This is a genomic window from Lentzea sp. NBC_00516, assembly GCF_036346835.1.
Classification (GTDB): domain Bacteria; phylum Actinomycetota; class Actinomycetes; order Mycobacteriales; family Pseudonocardiaceae; genus Lentzea; species Lentzea sokolovensis.
In genome coordinates this window covers 7271336-7291675 of the sequence record NZ_CP107840.1, presented here as the reverse complement: position 1 = coordinate 7291675, position 20340 = coordinate 7271336, and the positions used below count along the sequence as shown (strand labels likewise).

General features: G+C 68.5%; 19 protein-coding genes. 10 read left to right on the top strand and 9 right to left on the bottom strand.

Going from position 1 to position 20340, the window contains the following annotated elements; translation table 11 throughout:
- Window positions 1–8: 8 nt before the first annotated feature.
- From OG205_RS33270 to OG205_RS33260, 3 genes are all read left to right on the top strand, one after another.
- Window positions 9–2117, top strand: a complete 2109-nt coding sequence (locus tag OG205_RS33270) for a hypothetical protein (RefSeq protein WP_330271883.1) — start codon at window positions 9–11, stop codon at window positions 2115–2117.
- A gap of 61 nt (window positions 2118–2178) precedes the next feature.
- Window positions 2179–4296 carry an NEW3 domain-containing protein gene (locus OG205_RS33265; protein ID WP_330271882.1) on the top strand — a complete coding sequence of 706 codons (2118 nt, stop codon included), beginning with the start codon at window positions 2179–2181 and terminating at the stop codon, window positions 4294–4296.
- 11 nt (window positions 4297–4307) lie between these two features.
- Entirely contained in the window at window positions 4308–5207 is a 900-nt protein-coding gene (locus OG205_RS33260; protein ID WP_330271881.1) for an ROK family protein, read from the top strand.
- Here the strand turns inward: OG205_RS33260 and OG205_RS33255 are convergent.
- Window positions 5195–5974, bottom strand: coding sequence for a LamB/YcsF family protein (locus OG205_RS33255; RefSeq protein WP_330271880.1), 780 nt, complete (start codon window positions 5972–5974; stop codon window positions 5195–5197). The genes OG205_RS33260 and OG205_RS33255 overlap by 13 nt on opposite strands.
- Window positions 5975–6071: 97 nt before the next feature.
- Here OG205_RS33255 and OG205_RS33250 point away from each other — a divergent pair, with 97 nt between their 5' ends.
- The 5 genes from OG205_RS33250 (at window position 6072) to OG205_RS33230 (ending at window position 10934) form a co-directional block, all read left to right on the top strand.
- The gene (locus OG205_RS33250) at window positions 6072–6758 is read left to right on the top strand and encodes a GntR family transcriptional regulator (protein ID WP_330271879.1); all 687 of its coding nucleotides are present in this window, start codon (window positions 6072–6074) and stop codon (window positions 6756–6758) included.
- A gap of 105 nt (window positions 6759–6863) precedes the next feature.
- Window positions 6864–7130 (top strand): DUF3311 domain-containing protein, encoded by a 267-nt coding sequence (locus tag OG205_RS33245; RefSeq protein WP_330271878.1) that lies wholly within the window; start codon window positions 6864–6866, stop codon window positions 7128–7130.
- Window positions 7130–8776, top strand: coding sequence for a monocarboxylate uptake permease MctP (gene mctP, locus OG205_RS33240; protein ID WP_330271877.1), 1647 nt, complete (start codon window positions 7130–7132; stop codon window positions 8774–8776). Before OG205_RS33245 ends, mctP begins: the two co-directional genes overlap by 1 nt.
- 71 nt (window positions 8777–8847) lie before the next feature.
- Entirely contained in the window at window positions 8848–10095 is a 1248-nt protein-coding gene (locus tag OG205_RS33235; protein WP_330271876.1) for a hypothetical protein, read from the top strand.
- Window positions 10092–10934: a septum formation family protein gene (locus tag OG205_RS33230; protein ID WP_330271875.1), complete on the top strand. Its 843-nt coding sequence runs from the start codon at window positions 10092–10094 to the stop codon at window positions 10932–10934. Before OG205_RS33235 ends, OG205_RS33230 begins: the two co-directional genes overlap by 4 nt.
- A gap of 282 nt (window positions 10935–11216) precedes the next feature.
- Here OG205_RS33230 and OG205_RS33225 read toward each other — a convergent pair whose 3' ends face one another.
- The 3 genes from OG205_RS33225 to OG205_RS33215 all read right to left on the bottom strand — a co-directional run bounded on the left by OG205_RS33225 (window position 11217) and on the right by OG205_RS33215 (window position 14311).
- On the bottom strand, window positions 11217–11426 hold the full coding sequence (locus OG205_RS33225) for a hypothetical protein (protein WP_330271874.1): 210 nt from the start codon (window positions 11424–11426) through the stop codon (window positions 11217–11219).
- A 75-nt stretch (window positions 11427–11501) separates the two neighbouring features.
- Window positions 11502–13313, bottom strand: coding sequence for a phosphoenolpyruvate carboxykinase (GTP) (locus tag OG205_RS33220; protein ID WP_330271873.1), 1812 nt, complete (start codon window positions 13311–13313; stop codon window positions 11502–11504).
- 311 nt (window positions 13314–13624) lie between these two features.
- Complete coding sequence (locus OG205_RS33215) at window positions 13625–14311, bottom strand: DUF6802 family protein (RefSeq protein ID WP_330271872.1); 687 nt, start codon at window positions 14309–14311, stop codon at window positions 13625–13627.
- 126 nt (window positions 14312–14437) lie between these two features.
- On the opposite strand from OG205_RS33215, the gene OG205_RS33210 reads away from it, so the two are divergent.
- Window positions 14438–15040 (top strand): hypothetical protein, encoded by a 603-nt coding sequence (locus OG205_RS33210; RefSeq protein WP_330271871.1) that lies wholly within the window; start codon window positions 14438–14440, stop codon window positions 15038–15040.
- Here OG205_RS33210 and OG205_RS33205 read toward each other — a convergent pair.
- Genes OG205_RS33205 through OG205_RS33195 form a run of 3 tightly spaced genes read right to left on the bottom strand, consistent with a single transcriptional unit; the run spans window position 15037 to window position 18718 of the window.
- Window positions 15037–16857 carry a dynamin family protein gene (locus OG205_RS33205; protein ID WP_330271870.1) on the bottom strand — a complete coding sequence of 607 codons (1821 nt, stop codon included), beginning with the start codon at window positions 16855–16857 and terminating at the stop codon, window positions 15037–15039. The genes OG205_RS33210 and OG205_RS33205 overlap by 4 nt on opposite strands.
- Window positions 16854–17219 carry a nucleotide exchange factor GrpE gene (gene grpE / locus OG205_RS33200; protein ID WP_330271869.1) on the bottom strand — a complete coding sequence of 122 codons (366 nt, stop codon included), beginning with the start codon at window positions 17217–17219 and terminating at the stop codon, window positions 16854–16856. The genes OG205_RS33205 and grpE overlap by 4 nt, the downstream gene beginning before the upstream one ends.
- On the bottom strand, window positions 17216–18718 hold the full coding sequence (locus tag OG205_RS33195; RefSeq protein WP_330271868.1) for a dynamin family protein: 1503 nt from the start codon (window positions 18716–18718) through the stop codon (window positions 17216–17218). The genes grpE and OG205_RS33195 overlap by 4 nt, the downstream gene beginning before the upstream one ends.
- 54 nt (window positions 18719–18772) lie before the next feature.
- Between OG205_RS33195 and OG205_RS33190 the strand changes: the two genes are divergently transcribed.
- Window positions 18773–19222: a hypothetical protein gene (locus OG205_RS33190; protein WP_330271867.1), complete on the top strand. Its 450-nt coding sequence runs from the start codon at window positions 18773–18775 to the stop codon at window positions 19220–19222.
- Here the strand turns inward: OG205_RS33190 and OG205_RS33185 are convergent.
- Window positions 19207–19575 (bottom strand): GntR family transcriptional regulator, encoded by a 369-nt coding sequence (locus OG205_RS33185; protein ID WP_330271866.1) that lies wholly within the window; start codon window positions 19573–19575, stop codon window positions 19207–19209. The two genes, OG205_RS33190 and OG205_RS33185, sit on opposite strands and share 16 nt — an antisense overlap.
- Window positions 19572–20237, bottom strand: a complete 666-nt coding sequence (locus OG205_RS33180) for a hypothetical protein (protein ID WP_330271865.1) — start codon at window positions 20235–20237, stop codon at window positions 19572–19574. The genes OG205_RS33185 and OG205_RS33180 overlap by 4 nt, the downstream gene beginning before the upstream one ends.
- Window positions 20238–20340: the final 103 nt, after the last annotated feature.

The following is a 20340-nucleotide window of genomic DNA, read 5'->3' as shown; positions in this document are numbered from 1 at the left end:
CTGGTCTGGTGGCGAGGGGGAAAGTCGCCGCGGCGGACGTGCTGCGGGGGCTGTTGGGGGAGAACGAGAATTCCGGTGGTGGCGGGTGGAGGTTGCCTCGGCGCAGGCCGAGCACCCCACCCGTCATCCGCGTGGTGGACCGGATGGTCACCGACGTGCTCGACCTGCGCGCGGTCGAGGTGCCCTACGTGCTGGAGTTCGAGCGCTGCCAGTTCGAGGCGGCGCCGGACCTGCGGCAGGCGAACCTGGCCGGCATCTCGTTCACCGACTGCGACCTGCCCGGTCTTGAGGCGCGCAACCTCCACAGCGGCAACGACGTCTCGTTGCTCGGCTGCCGCGTCACCGGGCTCACCGACCTCACCGATGCCGAGATCGCGGGCTCGGTCCTGTTGCGGGACACCAGGTTCAGCCTTCCCGGCGGGCTGTGCCTGCACGGCGACCGGCTGACGATCGCCGGCGCGCTGCTCGGGTTCGGCATCCACACCGAGGGCGAGATCCGGCTGGCGGGCTCGCGCATCGGCGGCAACGTCAACCTCGGCAGCTCCGTGCTGGAGAACGCCGACGGCTTCACGTTGAACGGCAACGGCATGCAGGTCGGCGGCAACTTCCTCGGCGCGTTCACCTCGCACGGCGTGGTTTTCTTGTCCAACGCCCGGATCAGCTCGACGATGTCGTTCAGCGGTGCGATGCTCTCGCGCGGTTCCGACTTCGCCGACAGCAGCGACCCGCACGACGACCCGTCGGCGACGCTGATCCTCGACCGCGTCGACGTCTCCGGCGACCTGGAGCTCGACCGCGGCTTCACCAGCCAGGGCACCATCCGCGCGGTGAACGCGAAGATCGGCGGCACGTTGTCGCTGGCAGATGCCGTCATCGACGCCGTCTCGCCACCCGCCGTCGGCACCGACCCGACCGGTTCGGGCCGCGCGCTGCACGTCGACGGCGCGGAGATCGGCGGCGACGTCGTCGGCCGTGGCGTGAAGATCAAGGGCCAGCTGCGGATGGTCGACACGCACGTGCGCGGCAGCATCACGATCGAACGGGCCACTGTGGACAATCCGGCCGCGGATGCCGTGCTGGCCAACCGTTCCCAGATCGGCAGCAACTTCGTGGTGCGCGAGTCGGAGGTCTCCGGCGGCCTGGAGCTGCGCGGCATCACCGTCGGCGCGAACCTCGACCTGCGCGGCAGCCGGTTGATCAAGCCGGGCAAGTACCGGCACCAGCCGCGCGAGAAGCCGTCGCTCGACATCGGTGGCGCCACGATCGGCCGCGACCTCATCTGCGCGCGCGGCGACAAGGAGTTCGTCGCGCATGGCGGCGTGCGCTGCCGTCGCGCGGTGATCGGCCGCATGGCGAACTTCAACGGTGGGGTGCTCGGCTACAAGCTCGACAGCCACGCGCTGAACGCCATGGGCATGCAGGTGCAGGAGCTGATGCTCAACGTCGTGTCACCGCCCAAGGGCCTGGTGACGCTGCGGCAGGCGCGTTGCACGTCGCTGGACGACAACGAGAACTTCTGGAACGCCACCGGCTTCATCGACCTCGACGACTTCCGCTACGACTCTCTCGCGTACCCGATCGACCTGCGCGACGACGAGCAGGTCGAGCAACGGCTGCGCTGGCTGCGGCAGGCGATGCGGCGCAGCTACCACCCGCGCCCGTACGACCAGTTCGCCGAGATGCTGACCGCGGCCGGCAACGAGGAGCACGCCTCGACCGTGCTGATCGAGAAGCAACGCCTGCGGTACAAGGCCGTCGCCGAGGGCATGCGGTTCTTCGGCCCGTTGGTGCTGTTGTGGAGCTTCCTGCAACGGTCGATGGTCGGCTACGGCTACCGCCCGGCGCGCGCCCTGGGGTGGCTGATCGCGGCGTGGGTCGTCGGCAGCATCTGGTTCCACGTCAAGGGACCGCTGATCGAGATCAACGACGACGACCACCTGCCGTGGAACGCGTGGCTCTACACGATCGACCTGGTGGTGCCGATCGTCGACTTCGGCAACAAGAACCGCTGGCAGACGCCGGGAGCGTCGCAGTGGATCGCGTCCGGGCTGATCGTGACGGGCTGGGTGCTGGCGACGACCGTGGCGGCCGGTCTGACCCGCATGCTCAAGCGCTAGTGCCGCACTAAGCCACCATCGGGGTATTTCGCCTCGTGGTGAACGGTGGTGCGATCTTGTGGTGATCACCGCCGAGTCCACCGAGCTGTTCGTCGGGCCTCGGACCGCGCTGCTGCAGGTGGTGCGGCTGACCTCGCCCGCGGTGACGGGGCCGGTGCACGCGCACGTGTCCGGGCCCGGCCTGCACTCGCCGCGGCACGGCGGATCTTTGGTGCTGGGGCCGTTCGGCTACGAGCTCGGCGTCGACGTCTCGGCTCATCAGCCGGGCGACGTCGTGCCCGCTCAGGCCGTGATGCGCTCTGCGGCTGGCGAGGAGTCATGCGCGTTCTCGCTGGTCGCGGGCTCGCCGGGGTGGACAGTGCACCTCGTCGGGCACGTCGCGGGCGACGCGCCGTTCGCTGCTCTTCGCGCCCATCTGGACCTGGCGCTGACCGATCCCGCCTACCGGTTCGCCGTGACGTCGGTGGAGTTGCTGCAGCCGTACTGGGACACGTTTCCGCAGCACCGTTCGTTGCTGCTGAGGCTGATCTCGGAGGGGCGGGTCGAGGTCGTCGGGTCCGAGTCCAATGTGGTCGGTGTGGCGCCGGTGCTCTCGTCGCTGCCTTCCGGACTGCCGCTGACGGCCTCTTCGCTGGGTGAGGCCGAGCGGTCGGTCTACTCGGCGTTCCTGGAACTGCGGTCCGGCGTTTCCGCTCCGCACGTGATGCTGCCGGTCGGTGGCGCTCGTGATGCGCCGAATCCGTGGGTCACCGCTGTTCATCACGACTGGAGCGCGCGCTACACGTGGCCGCGGATCGTCTGCTCGTTGCCGCGTGACTACTACGTGCGTGGGTCTGTGCCCGTGCCACCTGCGTTGGCGGACGACTCTCCTGCTGCCGTGTTCGCTCGGCTGACCGGCTTGGCCTTTCCGCACGCCGCGCTGGAGCGTGCCGCCCTCGCACACCCTCGCGAGGCCTTCGACCTGCGGTCCGAGGTCGTGTCGCGTTCTCTGGCCGCGTTGACGTCCACTGTGGACTCTTCGGTGACCGTCTGGAACCCGTTGCCTTCTCCCTGCACCGACATCGTGTCCGTGCATCTGCCGTCTGCTCTGAACGTGCACGTGGAGCTCGATGGTGTGGTGCTGCCGACGTTGGTCGACGGTGTGACCGTGACGTTCTTGGCGCGCGATGTGCCCGCACGCGGGTGTTGCACGTACGAGTTGGTCGAGGACGATGTCGACCACGGCTGGAAGCGTGGCTACGGCACCGAGATCGCCTCCACTCACTACGTGCTGTCGTACGACCCGATCGCTTCTCTCGTCGCCGTGGACGGATCTGCTCAGGAGACGCCCCGTCTGGTCGGTCCTGTCAGCGTCTGGCACAGCGAGGTCGGCGAGAAGATGGTCGGGTCCACGACCTTCACGCTGTGGAACGACGTAGCTCACCTGGGTCCTTCCTCGTTGTTCGGCGTGCTGGGGTCGCCCAGGACGCCGCCGTCGGTTGGGCCGCTGGGGCCTGTCTCACCTGCCGTGACGCCGGTGTTCGCGCGCTACTGGCTGCACGAGCCCGCGCCGTTGGGCGGCCTGCCCGCGAACGTCCAGCTCGAAGTGCTCGGCCCGACGCGGCTGCGGGTGGTGGCCGTGTCGGACGGCCCGGCGTTCTCGGGCCTCGTCCGTCTCACGCTGCCCGACGGCTGGTCGGCGTCGTGGGACTCGCTGCCGGTGTCTCTTCCGGAGGGTGGCCACGTCTCGGCCGAAGTGGACCTGGTGCCGCCGCGCACGCCCGGCTGCCACCCGGTGCGCGCCACGCTGGAAGGGCTGCCGTTCGAGGTCTACGACGTTGTTCTGCTGACGGTTCCCGAATGGGACGACGACCCCGTCGAGGTCCTGTGGGTGGCCTCGTCGCCGTCCGTTGTATCGGTCGGACCAGGGGAAACGTCGTTGCTTCAGGTGGTCGTGGCCTCCGGCGCGCACGGCGACCTGCCGGTGCAGGCCCGCCTGCTGTCGCCGCGTGACTCGTGGGACTTCGCCGGCCCGTTCTGCGTGGGCGGCCTGCTCCCCGCTCAAGGCCGTCTGCCGCTCGACTTCACCTTCGCGGCGCCGCCCTGGGCCGCTCCGGGCACCTGGTCCGCTGTGGTCCGCGTGACCGCCGGCGAGTTGGTCAGGACCACTGCGCCCATCCGCCTCGAAGTGGCTGGTTAAGCTGCGTCACCGTGACTGATCTGGTGCTGGCACTGGACTTCGGCGGCACCAAGATCGCCGCCGCCCTGGTGGACCCCCACGGCTCGGTGGTGCGCTCCTCGCGCGTGCCGACGCCGTCCGAGAACCCTTGGGACGCCGTCGTTTCGGTGATCTCGTCGGTCGTTCAGGACGCGGCTGTCGCCGGCGTCGGCATCGCCTCGGCGGGCCCGTTGGACGCCGTCGCCGGCACCGTCTCGCCGATCAACGTGCCGTCGTGGCAGGAGTTCCCGCTGCGGTCGTCGGTGGCGTCGCTGTTCCCCGGCGTCCCGGTGGAACTCGCGGGCGACGGCGTGTGCATGGCGCTGGGCGAGCACTGGCGGGGTGCCGGCCAGGGGAGCACGTTCATGATCGGCCTGGTCGTGTCCACCGGTGTCGGCGGCGGGCTGGTGCTGGGCGGACGGCCGTTCGGCGGCCGCACCGGCAACGCGGGGCACATCGGCCACATCGTCGTGGAGCCCGACGGCGATCCCTGCACGTGCGGCGGCCGCGGCTGCGTGGAGACCGTCGCGGGTGGCCCGCGCATGGTGGAGTGGGCGCGCCGCAAGGGCTGGCAGGCGCCGGAGCACGCCGACGCCGCTCTGCTGGCCGCCGCCGCGATGTCCGGCGAGGAGATCCCGCTGGAGGCGTTCGAACGCGCCGGTCAGGCCGTGGGCATGGCCATCGCCGGGGCGGCCGCGGTGTGCGATCTGGAGCTGGCGGTCATCGGGGGCGGGGTGGCGCAGGCAGGGGAGCTGCTGTTCGAGCCGGTGCGGCGGACGTTGAAGACGCACGCCGGGTTGTCGTACCTGGCCGGGCTCGAGGTGCGGCAGGCGGAGCTGGGCGGCGAGGCCGGACTGGTGGGTGCGGCGGCGCTGGTCCGTCAGACCGCCTGACGGGTGTGCCGCAGCGGCGACTCCACCCGGCCCACCGCGACGCCGGCCGCCTCCAGAGCTGCACGAACCGTGCGAGCGATCTCCACCGCGCCTGGCGTGTCCCCGTGCACGCAGAGGGAATCGGCCTGGATCCGGACCGGACGGCCGGAGACGCTGCGGACCCACCCCTCCGTTGCCAGTTGCACGCAACGGGCCGCGATCTCGGCCGGATCGCGCAGGACGGCTCCGGGTTCGCCGCGGGGCACCAACGTTCCGGACGCCGTGTAGGCGCGATCGGCGAACGCCTCGTGCCACACCCGTAATCCGGCCACCGAGGCCCGCTTCAGCCACACCGCGCCCGGCGGGCCGAGCACGGCGAGCGTCGGATCGAAGAGGCGGACCGCGTCGACCACCGCGTCGGCCTGGGCCTCGTGCCGGACGAGCGTGTTGTAGAGCGCGCCGTGTGGTTTCACGTACGAGACGCGGGTTCCGGCGGCACGAGCGAACGTTGCCAGAGCTCCCAGTTGGGCCAGGACCTCGTTGGTCAGGGTGTCCGGAGCTACGTCGATGAACCGGCGGCCGAAGCCCGCCAGGTCGCGGTAGCCGACGTGGGCACCGACCGCGACGCCCGCGGAAGCGGCCAGCGCGCAGGTCTCACGCATCGTGTCGGCGTCGCCCGCGTGGTACCCGCAGGCGATGTTCGCGCTGGTCACGACGTTCAGCAGTGCCTTGTCGTCGCCGAGGGTCCACTGGCCGAAGCCCTCGCCGAGATCCGCGTTCAGGTCCATGGACGTCCTCCCAGGCGCGCTCGTTTTGTTGGATCGTGGGATTGTTGAACGATTCTACGATAGTGCAATAGAACGATCCTGCAAATAGACTGCCGAGGTGACCGAGACGTGGGTGTCGACGCTGGCTCAGGGCAAGGCCGACCTGGAGCGCGCGAGCACCGCGCAGAAGGTCGCCGACATGCTGCGCGAACGGGTGCTCGACGGTGAGCTGGAACCGGGCCTGCGCCTGAGCGAGGAAGCGATCGGCGGCGCGCTGGGCGTCAGCCGCAACACGCTCCGCGAGGCGTTCCGGCTGCTCACGCGCGACCGGATCCTGGTGCACGAGCACAGCCGCGGAGTCTTCGTCCGCCGCCCGACCGGCGACGACGTGCGCGACCTCTACGCCGCGCGCCGCGTGATCGAGTGCGGCGCCGTCCTCCGGTGGAACGACGTCAGCGAGGCCCAGCGCGAGGCGGTGCGGGTACCGGTCCGCCAGGCCGTGGCGCGCGCGGAGAAGAACGACTGGACCAAGGCCGGGCAGGCGAACATCCAGTTCCACCGCCGCATCGTCGGGCTCGCGGGCAGCATCCGGCTGAGCGACGAGTCCGACCGGCTCTTCGCGGAGCTCATGCTGGCCTTCCGGGTGGCTCAGGAGATCAACGACTTCTACCAGACGTACGTCCCGTGGAACCTCCGGATCGTCAACCTGTTGAACAGCGGCGACATCACCCAGGCCGTGGACCAGCTCAACGAGTACTTCGACGCCGCCGAAGAGGACCTCGTCGCCCGCCTGGCGGCCTATTAGTCCAAAGAGAACGTTAAGTCGAAGGCAACGATTGCGATCACGAGGCTGACGGCACTCTTCATCAGGCCTAACATCCGCGCAACACCGCGTACACGGAGGGCCACCATGCCGTCGGATCACAAGACCGGCTTGCGCTGGAGCAACTGGAACCTGCTGCTGATACTTCCGCTGTTCATGCTCATCACGCCGTGGTTCAACCAGGACGAACCCAGGATCTTCGGGCTGCCGTTCTTCTACTGGTACCAGTTCCTGTTCGTCCCGCTCGGCGTTGTGTGCGTCGGCCTGGTCTACGTGAAGACCAAGGACAAGGCCGTGGTCACCGGCAAGCCGGACAAGCTCGGCGTGGACGACCTGGACGAGGGAGCGAACTGATGCAGTGGACCGAGCTGATCGTTTTCAGTGCTCTCTTCCTGCTCGTCACGGTCATGGGCTTCCTGGCCGCGAAGTGGCAGAAGGGCGACACTCTCGAACACCTCGACGAGTGGGGTCTCGGCGGCAGGAAGTTCGGCAGCTGGATCACGTGGTTCCTGGTCGGCGGTGACCTCTACACCGCCTACACCTTCGTCGCGGTGCCGGCGCTGATGTTCGGTGCGGGCGCGCTCGGCTTCTACGCCCTGCCGTACACGATCATCCTGTACCCGCTGGTCTTCCTGCCGCTGGTGCGGATGTGGTCGGTCAGCCGCGTGCACGGGTACGTCACGCCCGCCGACTTCGTGAAGGGCCGCTACGGCTCGCACTGGCTGGCGCTGATCATCGCGATCACCGGCATCGTCGCGACCATGCCGTACATCGCGCTGCAGCTCGTCGGCCTCGAGGCCGTGCTGCGCAGCATGGGCCTCAACGGCTCCGGCATCCTCGGCCACCTGCCGCTGTTCATCGCGTTCCTGATCCTCGCGCTCTACACCTACCAGTCGGGTCTGCGGGCGCCGGCGCTGATCGCGTTCGTCAAGGACATCCTGATCTACCTGGTGATCCTGGTGGCGATCATCTACCTGCCCTCGAAGTTCGGCGGCTGGGGCGAGATCTTCAACGACGCGCAGGACAAGTTCAACAAGACACCCCCGCCGCCCGCAGCACCGGCCGACGGCATGCTTCTGACCGGCGCCAACCAGCTGCAGTACGCGACGCTGGCACTGGGCAGCGCGCTCGCGCTGTTCCTCTACCCGCACTCGCTGACCGGCATCCTCGCGAGCCGCGGCCGCAACGTGATCAAGCGCAACATGGTCGCACTGCCGGCGTACTCGCTGCTGCTGGGTCTGCTGGCGCTGCTGGGCTTCGTCGCGATCAGCGCGGGTACCAAGCCGATCGTCAACCAGGCGACCGGACGTCCCGACACCAACACGATCGTGCCCGAGCTCTTCGCCGCGAACTTCCCGTCGTGGTTCACGGGCATCGCGTTCGCGGCCATCGGCATCGGCGCGCTGGTGCCGGCGGCGATCATGTCGATCGCGGCGGCGAACCTGTGGACGCGCAACATCTACAAGGAGTACGTGAAGAAGAGCGCCACCCCGGCGGAGGAGGCCAAGCAGGCCAAGCTCGCCAGCCTCGTGGTGAAGTTCGGCGCCGTCGCGTTCATCGTGTTCGTCGACCCGCAGTTCTCCATCGACCTGCAGCTCATGGGCGGCGTGATGATCCTGCAGACGCTGCCGGCGGTCGCGATCGCGCTCTACACGCGCTGGTTCCACGTCTACGCCCTGGTCGCCGGCTGGATCGCGGGCATGGGCTACGGCATGTGGCTGCTCTACAACATCGGCAACCCGTTCATCAAGAAGGAACACTTCGCTGGCTCGGCGTTGCCGCTGGGCAACATCTCGATCTTCGGGTGGCACCCGTTCGGTGGCTCGACGACGCAGATCTATGTGGGCATCGTCGCGCTGTTCGTCAACCTCTTGGTCGCGGTGGTCGTCACGCTGATCGCCAAGAAGGCCAAGTGGTTCAACGGCACGGACCAGACCGATCCGTCGGACTACCACGTCGACGAGGACAGCCCGCGAGTGAAGCCCATCGCGGCCCACTGAGACGCAGTCGTCAACACTATGGGCCACCCGTCGGTTACGGCGGGTGGCCCTTTGCGTTGAGGATCTAGCACGTGAAAACCATCGCCGGACTGGTCGGACTGACCGCGATCGCCCTCACCCTGAGTCCTGCCGTCGCCCACGCGCAGGACGCGAACTGCTACGACACCACCGTTCCACTGACCGTCGAGGAGCAACGGCTCGACGACACGCTCGTCGCGGGCGGCCCTGCCGTCGGTCCCGCGCTCGTGCAGCTGGCCGGATTCGACGGCCGTGTCACGGACTTCACCGCCAAGCTCTGCCGCCAGATCGCGCCGAAGCAGGCGCAGCAGTTCGTGCAACGCGAGGGCAACGCGCTGTGGAAGGCCGCTGTCGCCCGCGCACAGAGCACAACACCCGTGACACACGACGCTTACGACGACCGTCCGCTCTACTGGGCACGGCTGCAGCTCAGCTCCGCGCTGCGCCAGTGGACGCCGCGGTTCGCCATGGCCCCCAACGACCGCGCGAAGCTCGTCCAGCAGTTCGACTGGGCGTCCCGGGGTCTGAGCGACTCGGCGTTCCCCAGCAAGCCGGGCGTGCGCAGGATCGCGGTGACCGGCTTCGACCCGTTCCAGCTCAGCGGTGTGAACGTGCGGCGCGCCAACCCGGCCGGCGCGGCGGCGTTGCAGCTCGACGGCCGCGAGATCTCCACGCCCAGCGGCAAGGTCGTGCTGCAGGCCTCGGTGCTTCCGGTGCTGTGGGGCGGTTTCGACGAGGGCGTCGTCGAGCAGTTCTACGGATCGGCTCTCCAGCAGAAGCCCGACGCGTTCGTGACGATCAGCCAGGGCAGGCCGGGCCGTTTCGACGTCGAGCGGTGGGCGGCGCGCTGGCGTGGTGGCTTCGCGGACAACAACAACATCGGTTCGTTCGGCAGCGTCCCGAACGCGGCGGGCTGGCCGCAGCCGGCGAACGAGTTCATCGAGACCTCGCTGCCGTTCCAGAAGATGATCGACGCGGGCACCGGCCCGTTCACCGTGAACTTCAACCGGGCCTTCTGCGAGTGGGTCGTCGTCGGCTCGCAGCAGTCGTGCCGCACGGACGAACCGACGCCGGGCAGGGTCGCGGCGTCCGGTGGCGGCGGTGACTACCTCTCCAACGAGAGCATGTACCGGGCCAACCGGCTGCGAATCGGTTACGGCGCAACGAATGTCCTCGGCGGACACCTGCACACGCCGGTGCTCGGGCAGCCGGCCGATCCGGCCGCGTTGACCGATTCCGCCTTTGAAAAACAGCGTCGGGACATCGCCGATCAGGTGAAGGCCCTAGTCTCTGTGGTGTGACTCGTGTGCGGCTGGCGGTGGCAATTGTCCTGAGCGCGTTGACGCTGTCCGCGTGCGCGATTCAGGTGGGTGGGCAAGCGGTCCCGGGACCGTTGCCGTCCACGGCCTCCGCCTCCGCGCCCACCCTGCCCAAGGCGGGGCAGTGCATGAACGCCTACGAGCTGAAGGTGCTGCAGTGCACCGAGTCGCACGAGGCCGAGGTCATGAGCGTCGGTGAGCTCACCGGCCTGCCCGCGACCTACCCGGACACGCAGGCGCTGCGCAAGGCCGCGCTTCCGCCGTGCCGCCAGACGCTCAGCGAGTACCTGGGCGGCGGCGACTCGGACTCGACGCGCCTGCGGGTCTGGGCGTTCTGGCCGAACGAGCAGGGCTGGAAGGACGGCCAGCGCTGGCGGCTGTGCACCGTCGTGGAGATCAGCCCCGACGAGAAGCCGCTGGCGCGCAAGGGTTCCGTGAAGGACGCGCTGAAGAACAACGGCTTCAGCACCTTCCAGACCTGCACCCAGGGTTCGCCGTCGAAGGACCAGGAGGTCAAGGTCGTCGCCTGCAACACCCCGCACCTGGCAGAGGCAGTGCCCGCCGGTGTCGTGTCGCTCGGCAAGTCGACCGACCCCGCTCCGTCCAAGGAGCAGATGAACACGCTCGCGAACGACAAGTGCACCAAGGCCGTGCACGACTACCTGGGCTCGACCAAGCGCACCGACGTGTTCCCCGCGTGGCGCAACCCCGGTTCCCAGGCCTGGTCAGAGGGCTGGACCAACGCCGTCTGCTACGCGGAGGCCACCAAGGTCTTCAACAGCACCCTCCTCGGCATTCGGGACAACCCGCTCCCGAACTGACCCGGCGACCACGACCATCAGCACGGCGGCCAGGGACAGCACCAGCATCGCGATTCCTGCGATCCCCACGGCACACCTCCCTACCGTCCGGTGACGATCTTTGTGATCGCCATCACATACCTAAGACGTTCCCGGAAGGGGCCAGGTTCATTCCTGGAGCAAGACTTTTTCAGGACGCGCGGAGAAGTCCCCAGGCTTGTCCACAACTATCCACAACATGTGCACAAGTCCGTCCACATCTGTGGACAACTTCGTCTCAAGTGGACGATGAGCTGCGCGGACTCAGAGAAAATTGCTGCACAGGACCACACCGGCGACCACGCCGATGGCTAAACCGAGGCCGAACACGAGCACGTAGCGCCACCGCGACGGACGGGCCGGCGGGGCAGGCGGCACCGGGTAGTAGCGCACGATGCCCGTCGTCGGGCCGACCTCCACATCGCGCTTCGAGCCGTCGAAGTTCAGGCCGCCGAGGAAGTCGTCTCGCGTCACACGATCAGTAGTACCTCAAAAAGATGACCCAGCGGTCGCCGTTGACCGCTGGGTCATCAAAACACCTCGGGCTGACTAGCCCAGGCGCTGCTTCAGGTTCGCCAGCTCGTCGCGGAGCGTGGTCGGGACCTTCTCGCCGATCTTCGCGAACCACTCCTCGACCAGCGGGATCTCGGCACGCCACTCGTCGGCGTCGAACGCGAGCGAGGCCTCGATGTCCTCACGCGACGCGTCCAGGCCTTCGAGGTCCAGGTCGGCCGCGGTCGGCACGTAGCCGATCGGGGTCTCCTGCGCGGCGGCCTTGCCTTCGAGGCGCTCGATGGCCCACTTCAGCACGCGAGAGTTCTCGCCGAATCCGGGCCACAGGAAGCGCTTGTCCTCACCGCGGCGGAACCAGTTGACGTAGAAGATCTTCGGCAGCTTGTCGGCGTCGGCGCGCTTGCCGAGATCGACCCAGTGCTGGAAGTAGTCGCCGGCGTTGTAGCCGATGAACGGCAGCATCGCCATCGGGTCGCGGCGGACGACGCCGGTCTTGCCGACCGCGGCGGCCGTGGTCTCGGACGAGAGCGTGGCGCCCATGAAGGTGCCGTGCTGCCAGTCGCGCGACTCGGTGACCAGCGGGATCGTCGTGGCGCGGCGGCCACCGAAGAAGATCGCCGAGATCGGGACGCCGTTCGGGTCCTCCCACTCCGGCGCCTTGATGTCGCACTGCTCGATCGGCGTGCAGTAGCGCGAGTTCGGGTGCGACGACAGCTCTTCGCTGTCGGGCGTCCAGTCCTGGTGCTTCCACGAGGTGAGGTGGGCGGGGGGCTCGCCCATGCCCTCCCACCAGATGTCGCCGTCGTCGGTCAGCGCGACGTTCGTGAACAGCGAGTTGCCCTTGGCGATGGTGCGCATCGCGTTCGGGTTGGTGTGGTAGTCGGTGCCGGGCGCGACGCCGAAGAAGCCGTTCTCCGGGTTCACCGCGTACAGGCGGCCGTCCTCACCGAAACGCATCCAGGCGATGTCGTCGCCGAGCGTCTCGACCTTCCAGCCGGGGATGGACGGCTCCAGCATGGCGAGGTTCGTCTTGCCGCAGGCCGACGGGAACGCGGCGGCGATGTAGTACGCCTTGTTCTCCGGCGAGGTGAGCTTGAGGATCAGCATGTGCTCGGCGAGCCAGCCCTCGTCGCGCGCCATGGCCGAGGCGATGCGCAGCGAGTAGCACTTCTTGCCGAGCAGGGCGTTGCCGCCGTAGCCGGAGCCGAAGCTCCAGATCTCGCGGGTCTCCGGGAAGTGCGAGATGTACTTGGTGTCGTTGCACGGCCACTGCGAGTCTTCCTGGCCGGGCTCCAGCGGAGCGCCGAGCGAGTGCAGTGCGGGGACGAACGGAGCGTCCTCACCGAACAGCTTCAGCGCCTTGGTGCCCATGCGGGTCATGATGTGCATGGAGACGACGACGTACTCCGAGTCGGTGATCTCGACACCGAGCATCGGCTTCTCCGCGTCCAGCGGGCCCATGCAGAACGGGATGACGTACATCGTGCGGCCACGCATGCAGCCCCGGTAGAGCTCGGTCATGATGGCCTTCATCTCCGAAGGTTCCATCCAGTTGTTCGTCGGGCCCGAGTCCTCCTCGCGCACGGAGCAGATGTAGGTCCGCTCTTCCACGCGCGCGACGTCCGTGGGGTCCGAGGCCGCCCAGAACGAGTTGGGCTTCTTCTTGAGCGGCACGAACGTGCCGGCGTCGACGAGCTTCTTCGTGAGACGGTCCCATTCGCCCTGAGACCCGTCAGCCCAAACAACCTCGTCGGGGCAGGTCAGCTCAGCGACTTCCTGAACCCATGCGAGCAGACGCGCGTGGTTGGTAGGTGCGTGTTCGAGACCGGGAATGGTCACTGCCGTCATCTCGTCTCGTCTCCTGACTGAACGCCTCGGCAACCCGAGCACGTGGTGGTCCGGTGCAGGACTTCGTCGTCCTCGGGAATAGCTCACGACGCCCGGTGGAGCCGGGCGTACGTGGAAGGGGATGGACCGAGGTTAGCCCGGTGAATGGCAGGTAAAGCACCCCCAGCCTGTCGCTTCCCTCACAAAACCGATTCTGGAATCGATTCAGCACTCGGACGGCGTTAAGGCCGGCTTGAGGTGGGAAAAACACAAGAGGCCCCGGTGCGGTTCTCACCACACCGGGGCCTGTGACCTGCGCTTCAGTTCTGGGGTCAGTTCGGACTGATCCACTGCCCCGTTGTGGAATCGATTCGGACGACGCCGTCGAACCGTTCTTCCTCCAGCCAGTCGTCCGAGTCGTCCAGAATCCCGCTCTTCGAGTCCGTCACGTACCGGCCGTCGGCCTCGATGTGCCCGTGCTCGACCTCGACCCAGTCGTCACCGCGGTGCTCGGACATCGTGACCTCGCCGGATCGGGTGATCTCGGTCGCCACGTCGGCCTTGCCGTCGCCGTTCGCGTCGGTGAACAGCCACGTGTCACCGTCGTCGTCCCGCACGATCGCGGTGTCGGCCTTGCCGTCCCCGTCGGTGTCCTCGGTGGCCTGACCGACGTTTCGTTCGCCTTCGTCGGTGTCCACGACAATCGCCTGCTTGGGCGACGAATTCGTCTTTTCCTGAGGAGAGTCGTTCGGGCCTACCGCAACCCACTCACCGGAATTCTCCTCGAACCGAGCCCGGCTCAGGAGATTGCCGTCCTTGTCGAACGTGCTCATCAGATCGGCGTCACCGTCGCCGTTCGTGTCGGTGAACGCGAGATGACCACCGTCATCCGTCTCGACGACGGCGGAGTCGTTCACACCGTCCTGGTCGAGGTCGAAGGTGACGTCGGCGGTGTACTCCTCATCCTCGACGGTGACCTTCAGCTCGGCGTCGGCCGCACCGTTCTCGTCGATGTACACCGGGACACACCTCCTACTTGCTCATGTACCGGTATGACCCACGTTATGCCGGTTTGGTTCCACGGCCAAGCTCAACACCGCCGCCCGTTCCGGCGTCTGGGTGGTGTCGGCGAACGAGGGGGAACCATGACGACGGAGCGGGTACCAGCGGCGAGCGCGCGAAGACGGACGAGCGCGGCACTGACGGCCACGCTGGCGGCGTGTGTCGTGTTGTGGGTGTTCAGTGTGGTCGTCACAGATCCTGACGCGGAGGCCGCGACGGCCGGCGCCTTCCTCGACTTCATCGTCGTGATGATCGTGCTGCTGATGCCGTTCCTCGATCAGGGAGGCCGCATCCGGCTGGAGGACGAGCGCTACCTGACGGCGCTGACCATCAGCGGATGGCGCACGGTCGACCTGCACCGGCTGATGAGAATCCGCGAGTACCAGCTGGCCGGCGACGTGGACCGCCTGGTCCTCGAGGACGTCGACGGCGTCCGCCTCCAGCTGAACCAGGAGAAGATCGTCGATGCGACGCGGAAGGCGCTGACGGACCACCCGAACAGCGCGGTACGCATGACATTCGAAGCCGAGTACCGGCTGGATCTGGACCTGCCCGTCCGGCCGCTGAGGCTCGGGTGGTTCTCGATGCGCACGTTCACCTCGCCGTTCCTGCTCCTCCCGCTCTGGTTCGGCCTGGTGGCAGGCGCGCTCCTCGCCGCAGAGGTCCTCGCCAAGCTCGGGGTCTAGGCGCGATCGCGGACCGAGCGGATCCGGCCCAGCAACTCCTCCGCCTTCGAGCGGCCCTGCTCCACCTCCGCGAGCTGCCGCGTCACGGACTGCAGTTCGCGGCCGCGTTCGCCGGCCTCCATCCGCAACGCGCGGTCGACCTCGCGCAGCTCCGCCTCGATGGCCTCGATGCGCTTGGCCAGCGCCTCGTCCAGGGCCAGGGAGAGGGCCTGCTCGGCCTCGATCAGCTGTTCGGCGGCCAGTTGGTCCACTGTGGAGCGCGCGTCGGCGATGGCGTCGGAGAGCCACTGCTTGACGTGCTGCTTTTCCGCTGTGTGGGTGCGGGTGCGGGCCATCCACCAGCCCGCGCCGAGGCCCAGGGCGATGGTGACCGGCAGGACGATCGGGTTGAGCACGGCGATGCCCAGGCCGGCGAGCGGCATGACGGCCAGTTTGCCCGCGCCGAGGCCGCCGGAGACGCCCATGAACACCAGCAGCTTGTCCTCGGCTGTCGGCGGGCGCTTCTCCTTGGGGCGCAACACGACCGGTGGCCGCTCGCCGCGGGCGAACTGGCCGCGGATCAGGGTCAGTTCCTCGGTGCTGAACAGGGTTGCCAGCACTGCGTCGGTGACCTGGGAGAGGCGTACCGAGAGCGCCGTGGAGATGCGGCCGGACACGACCTGCAACGCCGTGTCGACCTGTTGCGGCAGGGACGCGAGGGCGGTGCGGTCGGCGGCGTCGATGGCCTGGCGGTACCAGGTCTGCAGGTCGCGCATCTGGCGTGAGATCTCGTGGGAGTTCTCGATCCGGGCGCGCTGAACCTCGCCACGCAGCCGGACCTGCCAGCCTCGGGTGGAGGAACGGCGTTCGGTCTGCAGTTCTTCGCGGCGGGCTCTCAGGACGACGGCCTCGTCCTCGCCCACTGACAGAGCGCGCTTCTCGTGTTCGAGGCGGATTTCCAGCTCCGCCAGCACGGTCGACAGGGCGCGCAGGGCGTTGGCCTCGGCCAGCATTCCGGCGCGGCCCGTGACCAGTTCCTGCAGGGCGGTCTGCAGGGCGGAGATGCCGGAGCGTTCGCGGAGCATGGCGGCCGCGTCGGGGTTCGGGGCCTGGGCGGCCATGCCGAACATGCGCGACGACACCGGGTAGAAGGTGGCGTCGGCGAAGCGGGGGGCGTGCTCGGCGAGCAGGGCCTGGTCGGCGTCGAGGACCTGGCGCCAGCCTCGGTACTGGTCGGTCTTGGTCAGGGCGAAGACGACGGTCTCGACGCGGTCGCCGACGCGCTTGAGGAAGTCGAGCTCACCGCGCGTGAACGGTGACGAGGCATCCACGACGAAGACCAGGGCGGTGGCCGAGGTGACGGCCTCCAGGGCCAGTTCGCCGTGCACCGACTCCAGGCCGCCGACGCCGGGAGTGTCCACAACGGACATCCGTTCCAGCAACGGGATCGGGGCGTCCACCTCGACGTAGCGCGGGGGCAGCTCGCCCTCTGGCAGGTCGTGGGCGGCGGAGACCCAGTTGATCAGCGCGGGCAGCGGGAAGCTGACCGGGGCGAGGAGACCGGGGTAGCAGGCGCGGGCCGCCCAGGACGGGCCGTGCTGGAACACGAGGTAGGTCGAGGTGGCCACGTCGGCGTCGACCGGCGAGAGACCAGGAGCCGACAGCAGGGCGTTGACCAGCGACGACTTGCCGCGGTTCGTTTCGCCGACGATCACGACCGACGACACCTCGGGTACCGCGCGACGAGCCACCCAGTCGGCCATGGACGGGTCGAGCTCGCGCACGACGGAGACGAGACGTTCGCGGGTCTGCCGGACGGTCTGCGAGAGGTTGCTCATCGGGCCGTGTAGACCGTCACGACGGGAGCCCGCAGAACACGGCCGCGGTCGCAGAAGCCGGGCACCTCGGTCTCGGCGACCAGGCCCTGCAACGACAGGTCGTCCGTCGGCATGGTGCCCCCGGCCTCGTGCCGCGACGGGTCGAACAGCTCACCGTCCGCCCGCAGCGCCACGACCCCTATGGACGAGAGGCCTTCCTCGATGCGTTGGACCACGCCCGCACTGGCGCGGTCCAGCGCGTACAGGCACAGCTGGACCAGCGCTCGGCGCTCGGCCAGCGCCTGGTCGAGCAGCTCGTCGGCAATGGTCTCCACACCGTTGTCCGACGCCAGATCGGCGGGTTCGGTTCCGTTCGTGCTCATCGGTGCCCCCCAGCACGTAGTTGCTGCCAGATGAGGAAATACGCCCGGTGGACGACGTGCGCCACTCGAGCCTGCGCCGGAGTCGCGCCGAACGAGGCGAACGAACGCCACCACCCGGCCCGTTCCAGCGCGAACGCGGTCAGCTCCGAGCCGGGTCGACCGGCCATGCCCAGCTGGGCCGCGATGTCCGGGGTGCTGCCGACGCGCAGCACCTCTTCGGTCAGGTCGGGGGCCAGCGCGACCGCGCCGGACGAGACCAGCGTCAACGCCTCCAGCAGCCGCAGCTGATGCGCCTCGGGGCGGGCCAGCAGAACCTCGATCGCGTCGTGGACGCGCTGCCGTTCGCCGGCATCGCCCGCGGCCAGCGACGTGACGGAGGCCAGCGCGGCGGCGGCCTTGATGCCGTCGGCGCGTGCCCGGAAGACCGCGTCCAACCGGCCTCGGACGGCCGCGAACCCCGATACGTCGAACAGCACGCGCCTGAGTGCTCCGGCGGTGAGCGCAGGTTCGGCGTCCAGCGCCAGGAGCGCCTGCCCGATGCCGTAGAGGTCGAGCTTCTCCAGCAACCGGGACCGCACGCCGGCCGCGACGTCGCAATCCCACGACGTGAAGAGGTCGCCGGACATCAGCATCATCGTGCGGGTGTCCGGGTCCAGGGCCGCCAGCGCCCGCAACGCCTCCGCGTCCGCCGACGTGAACTCCCCGGTCTCCGCGGACTCGGCGAGCAGGCTGATCACCGGCAGCACGTCCGCGACCCGCGGCTTGAGCAGGTCGGCCTGCTTCGACGCGAGGATCTGCGCGGCCCGCCAGACGTCACCCTCCGAGCCCTCGACGGTTTCCGGCGCGACCGCGTCGACCTTGTTCAACGCGGCGATGGCGTTGACCGGCCCGGCCTCGCGGGACGCGGTCGCGGCGGTGAAGGCGGCCAGCGTCGAATGATCATCCGCGCGCACGCCCTGCGTCACGACGTAGAGAACGGCCTCGGCACCTGCGACCGCGTTGCGCGACACGGGATCCAGCAGTTCTTCGGTGCGTGCGACCGAGGCCGCGTCCAGCGAACCGAGCCCTGGCGTGTCGATGACGGTGAAGTCGCGCAGCACGGCGTTCGTCAGATACGCCTCGATGTGCGAGATGCCTTCCACGCCAAGAGAAGCGGGGATCATGCCGTTCGCGTCGAAGGGCAACACCTGCCGTCTGCCGTCGCGCAGCACGACTTCGATGCGGTCGACCGTGCCGTACTGATAGCGCGTGACGAGCCGGGTGCACTCGCCGATGTCGGTGGGCGCGACCCGGCGTCCGATCAGGGCGTTCACCAGAGTCGACTTGCCGGACTTGATCCGGCCGGCGACCGCGACCTGCAACGGCGCGTGCAGACGGCGCAGCACTTCCTGGAATCCGGCGGCGGTCCGCGGGGAGACCTGTGGTTGCAGGGCAACGCACAGGTTGGCCACCGCCGCGCACAGCGGTCCGGCCAGTTGTTGTCCCTGCAACGCCGTCACGGGCACTGATCGTGCCACGGTTTGTGTGCGTGCGTGCGCGGGTAGCCACAGCGCATGGGTGACAGCTACGTGACGTTCCTAGTGCTGGGGATCGTCCTGGTCGTGGTCGACGGCCAGCTGATCTACCACAGCGGCAAGGGATATCTGAGGCGCGCCGCGTACGACGACGAGCAGGCCAGCGGCATGATGAAGCTGACGGCCGTGCTGTTCCACCTCGTCGTGCTCGGCCTGCTGGCGATCGTGTCGATCATCGAGGTCGACACCGGCAGCGCGGTGAAGAACGTGGTCCTGAAGCTGGGCGTCGTGCTGTTGCTGCTGGCAGCCGCTCACGGCGCGACGATGGCGATCCTGGCCAGGATTCGGGATCGCCAGATGCAACAGCAGCTCGCGGACCAGATGGCAGAGGAACACCGCATCTACGAAGAGCGGCAAGAGGAACGTCAGGCACACGTCGGCGAACCGCGGCCCGCGCCCAAGATCGAGTCGCCTTACTCACCCACGTAGTGGGCTCGCACGGCGTTCAGTGCCTCCCCCTCACTGGCGCCGAGTGACCGAGCGATGGCGACGAACTCCGCCGCAGCGGCGGAGAGCGGGTCCGGTGCATGCGAAGGCAGGGCAGCCACCACGGTGCCCTGCCTTCGTCCTGTCGTGAGCACGCCTTCGGTCTCCAGCTCCCGGTAGGCCCGCGCGACGGTGCCGGCGGCGAGCCCGAGGTCGGCGGCGAGCTGGCGGATCGTCGGTAACCGCGACCCGACCGGCAGCACGCCGCCGCTGATCAACCGGACGAGCTGGTCCCGGACCTGACGCCAGGGCGCGACGCCGTTCTCGACGTCGACCGCGATTCTCGGAGCACTCACCTGGTGATTTTCACGTGCTTCGGGGTGGTGTTGGACATCGCGATCCACGCGAGGATGCCGACCATGCCCATCCAGTGCGCTGCCAGCACGCCGGCCAGCGCCGCGCCCAGCCCGGCGGACACGTGCACGCTGCGGGTGCGCAACGCCAGGTCGACGACCTCCTCACCGCTCGCGGGCCTGGCCACGGCCGCCCAGACGATCACCGCGACGGCCACCGCGGACAGCGAGAGCCACAGGATCTGGCTCCACTGCCGGTTGACGCCGAGTTGGGCGGCGGCCAGCACCACGATCACCACGTACGACCCCAGCACCCATTTCGACGCGAAGTCGAAAAGACCACGCGGAGTGAGCGTCGCCACCCGCAGCGCGTCCCGGCGTTGCCGCAGTGCCAGCAACTCGGCCAGCAGCGTGCCCCCGAGGACGATCACCACGAGCTGCCCCAGTTGCTGGCCCCAGTTCGGCGCGAGCGCGAGCCCGGCGAAGATCACCGGGTAGAGCAGGCGGCGGCGCTTGAGGTAACGAATGCCCTCGTCAAGCTGGTCGGGCGTGGGGTCCGGCACCTCCCACCGCTTCAGCAGCCGCTTGGCGGTGCTCTGCGTTGGCCACAGCGCCACGAGCAGCACCAGACCCCAGACCGCGGCGATCACGATGTCGATCCACATCACGCCACCCCCTCCTGCTTTGTATCAACCCCTCGACACAATAACTCACACTCAGGTCGTACGCAGCGTCAACCCGTGGCGCGACGCGCGGAAGTTCGGCCCG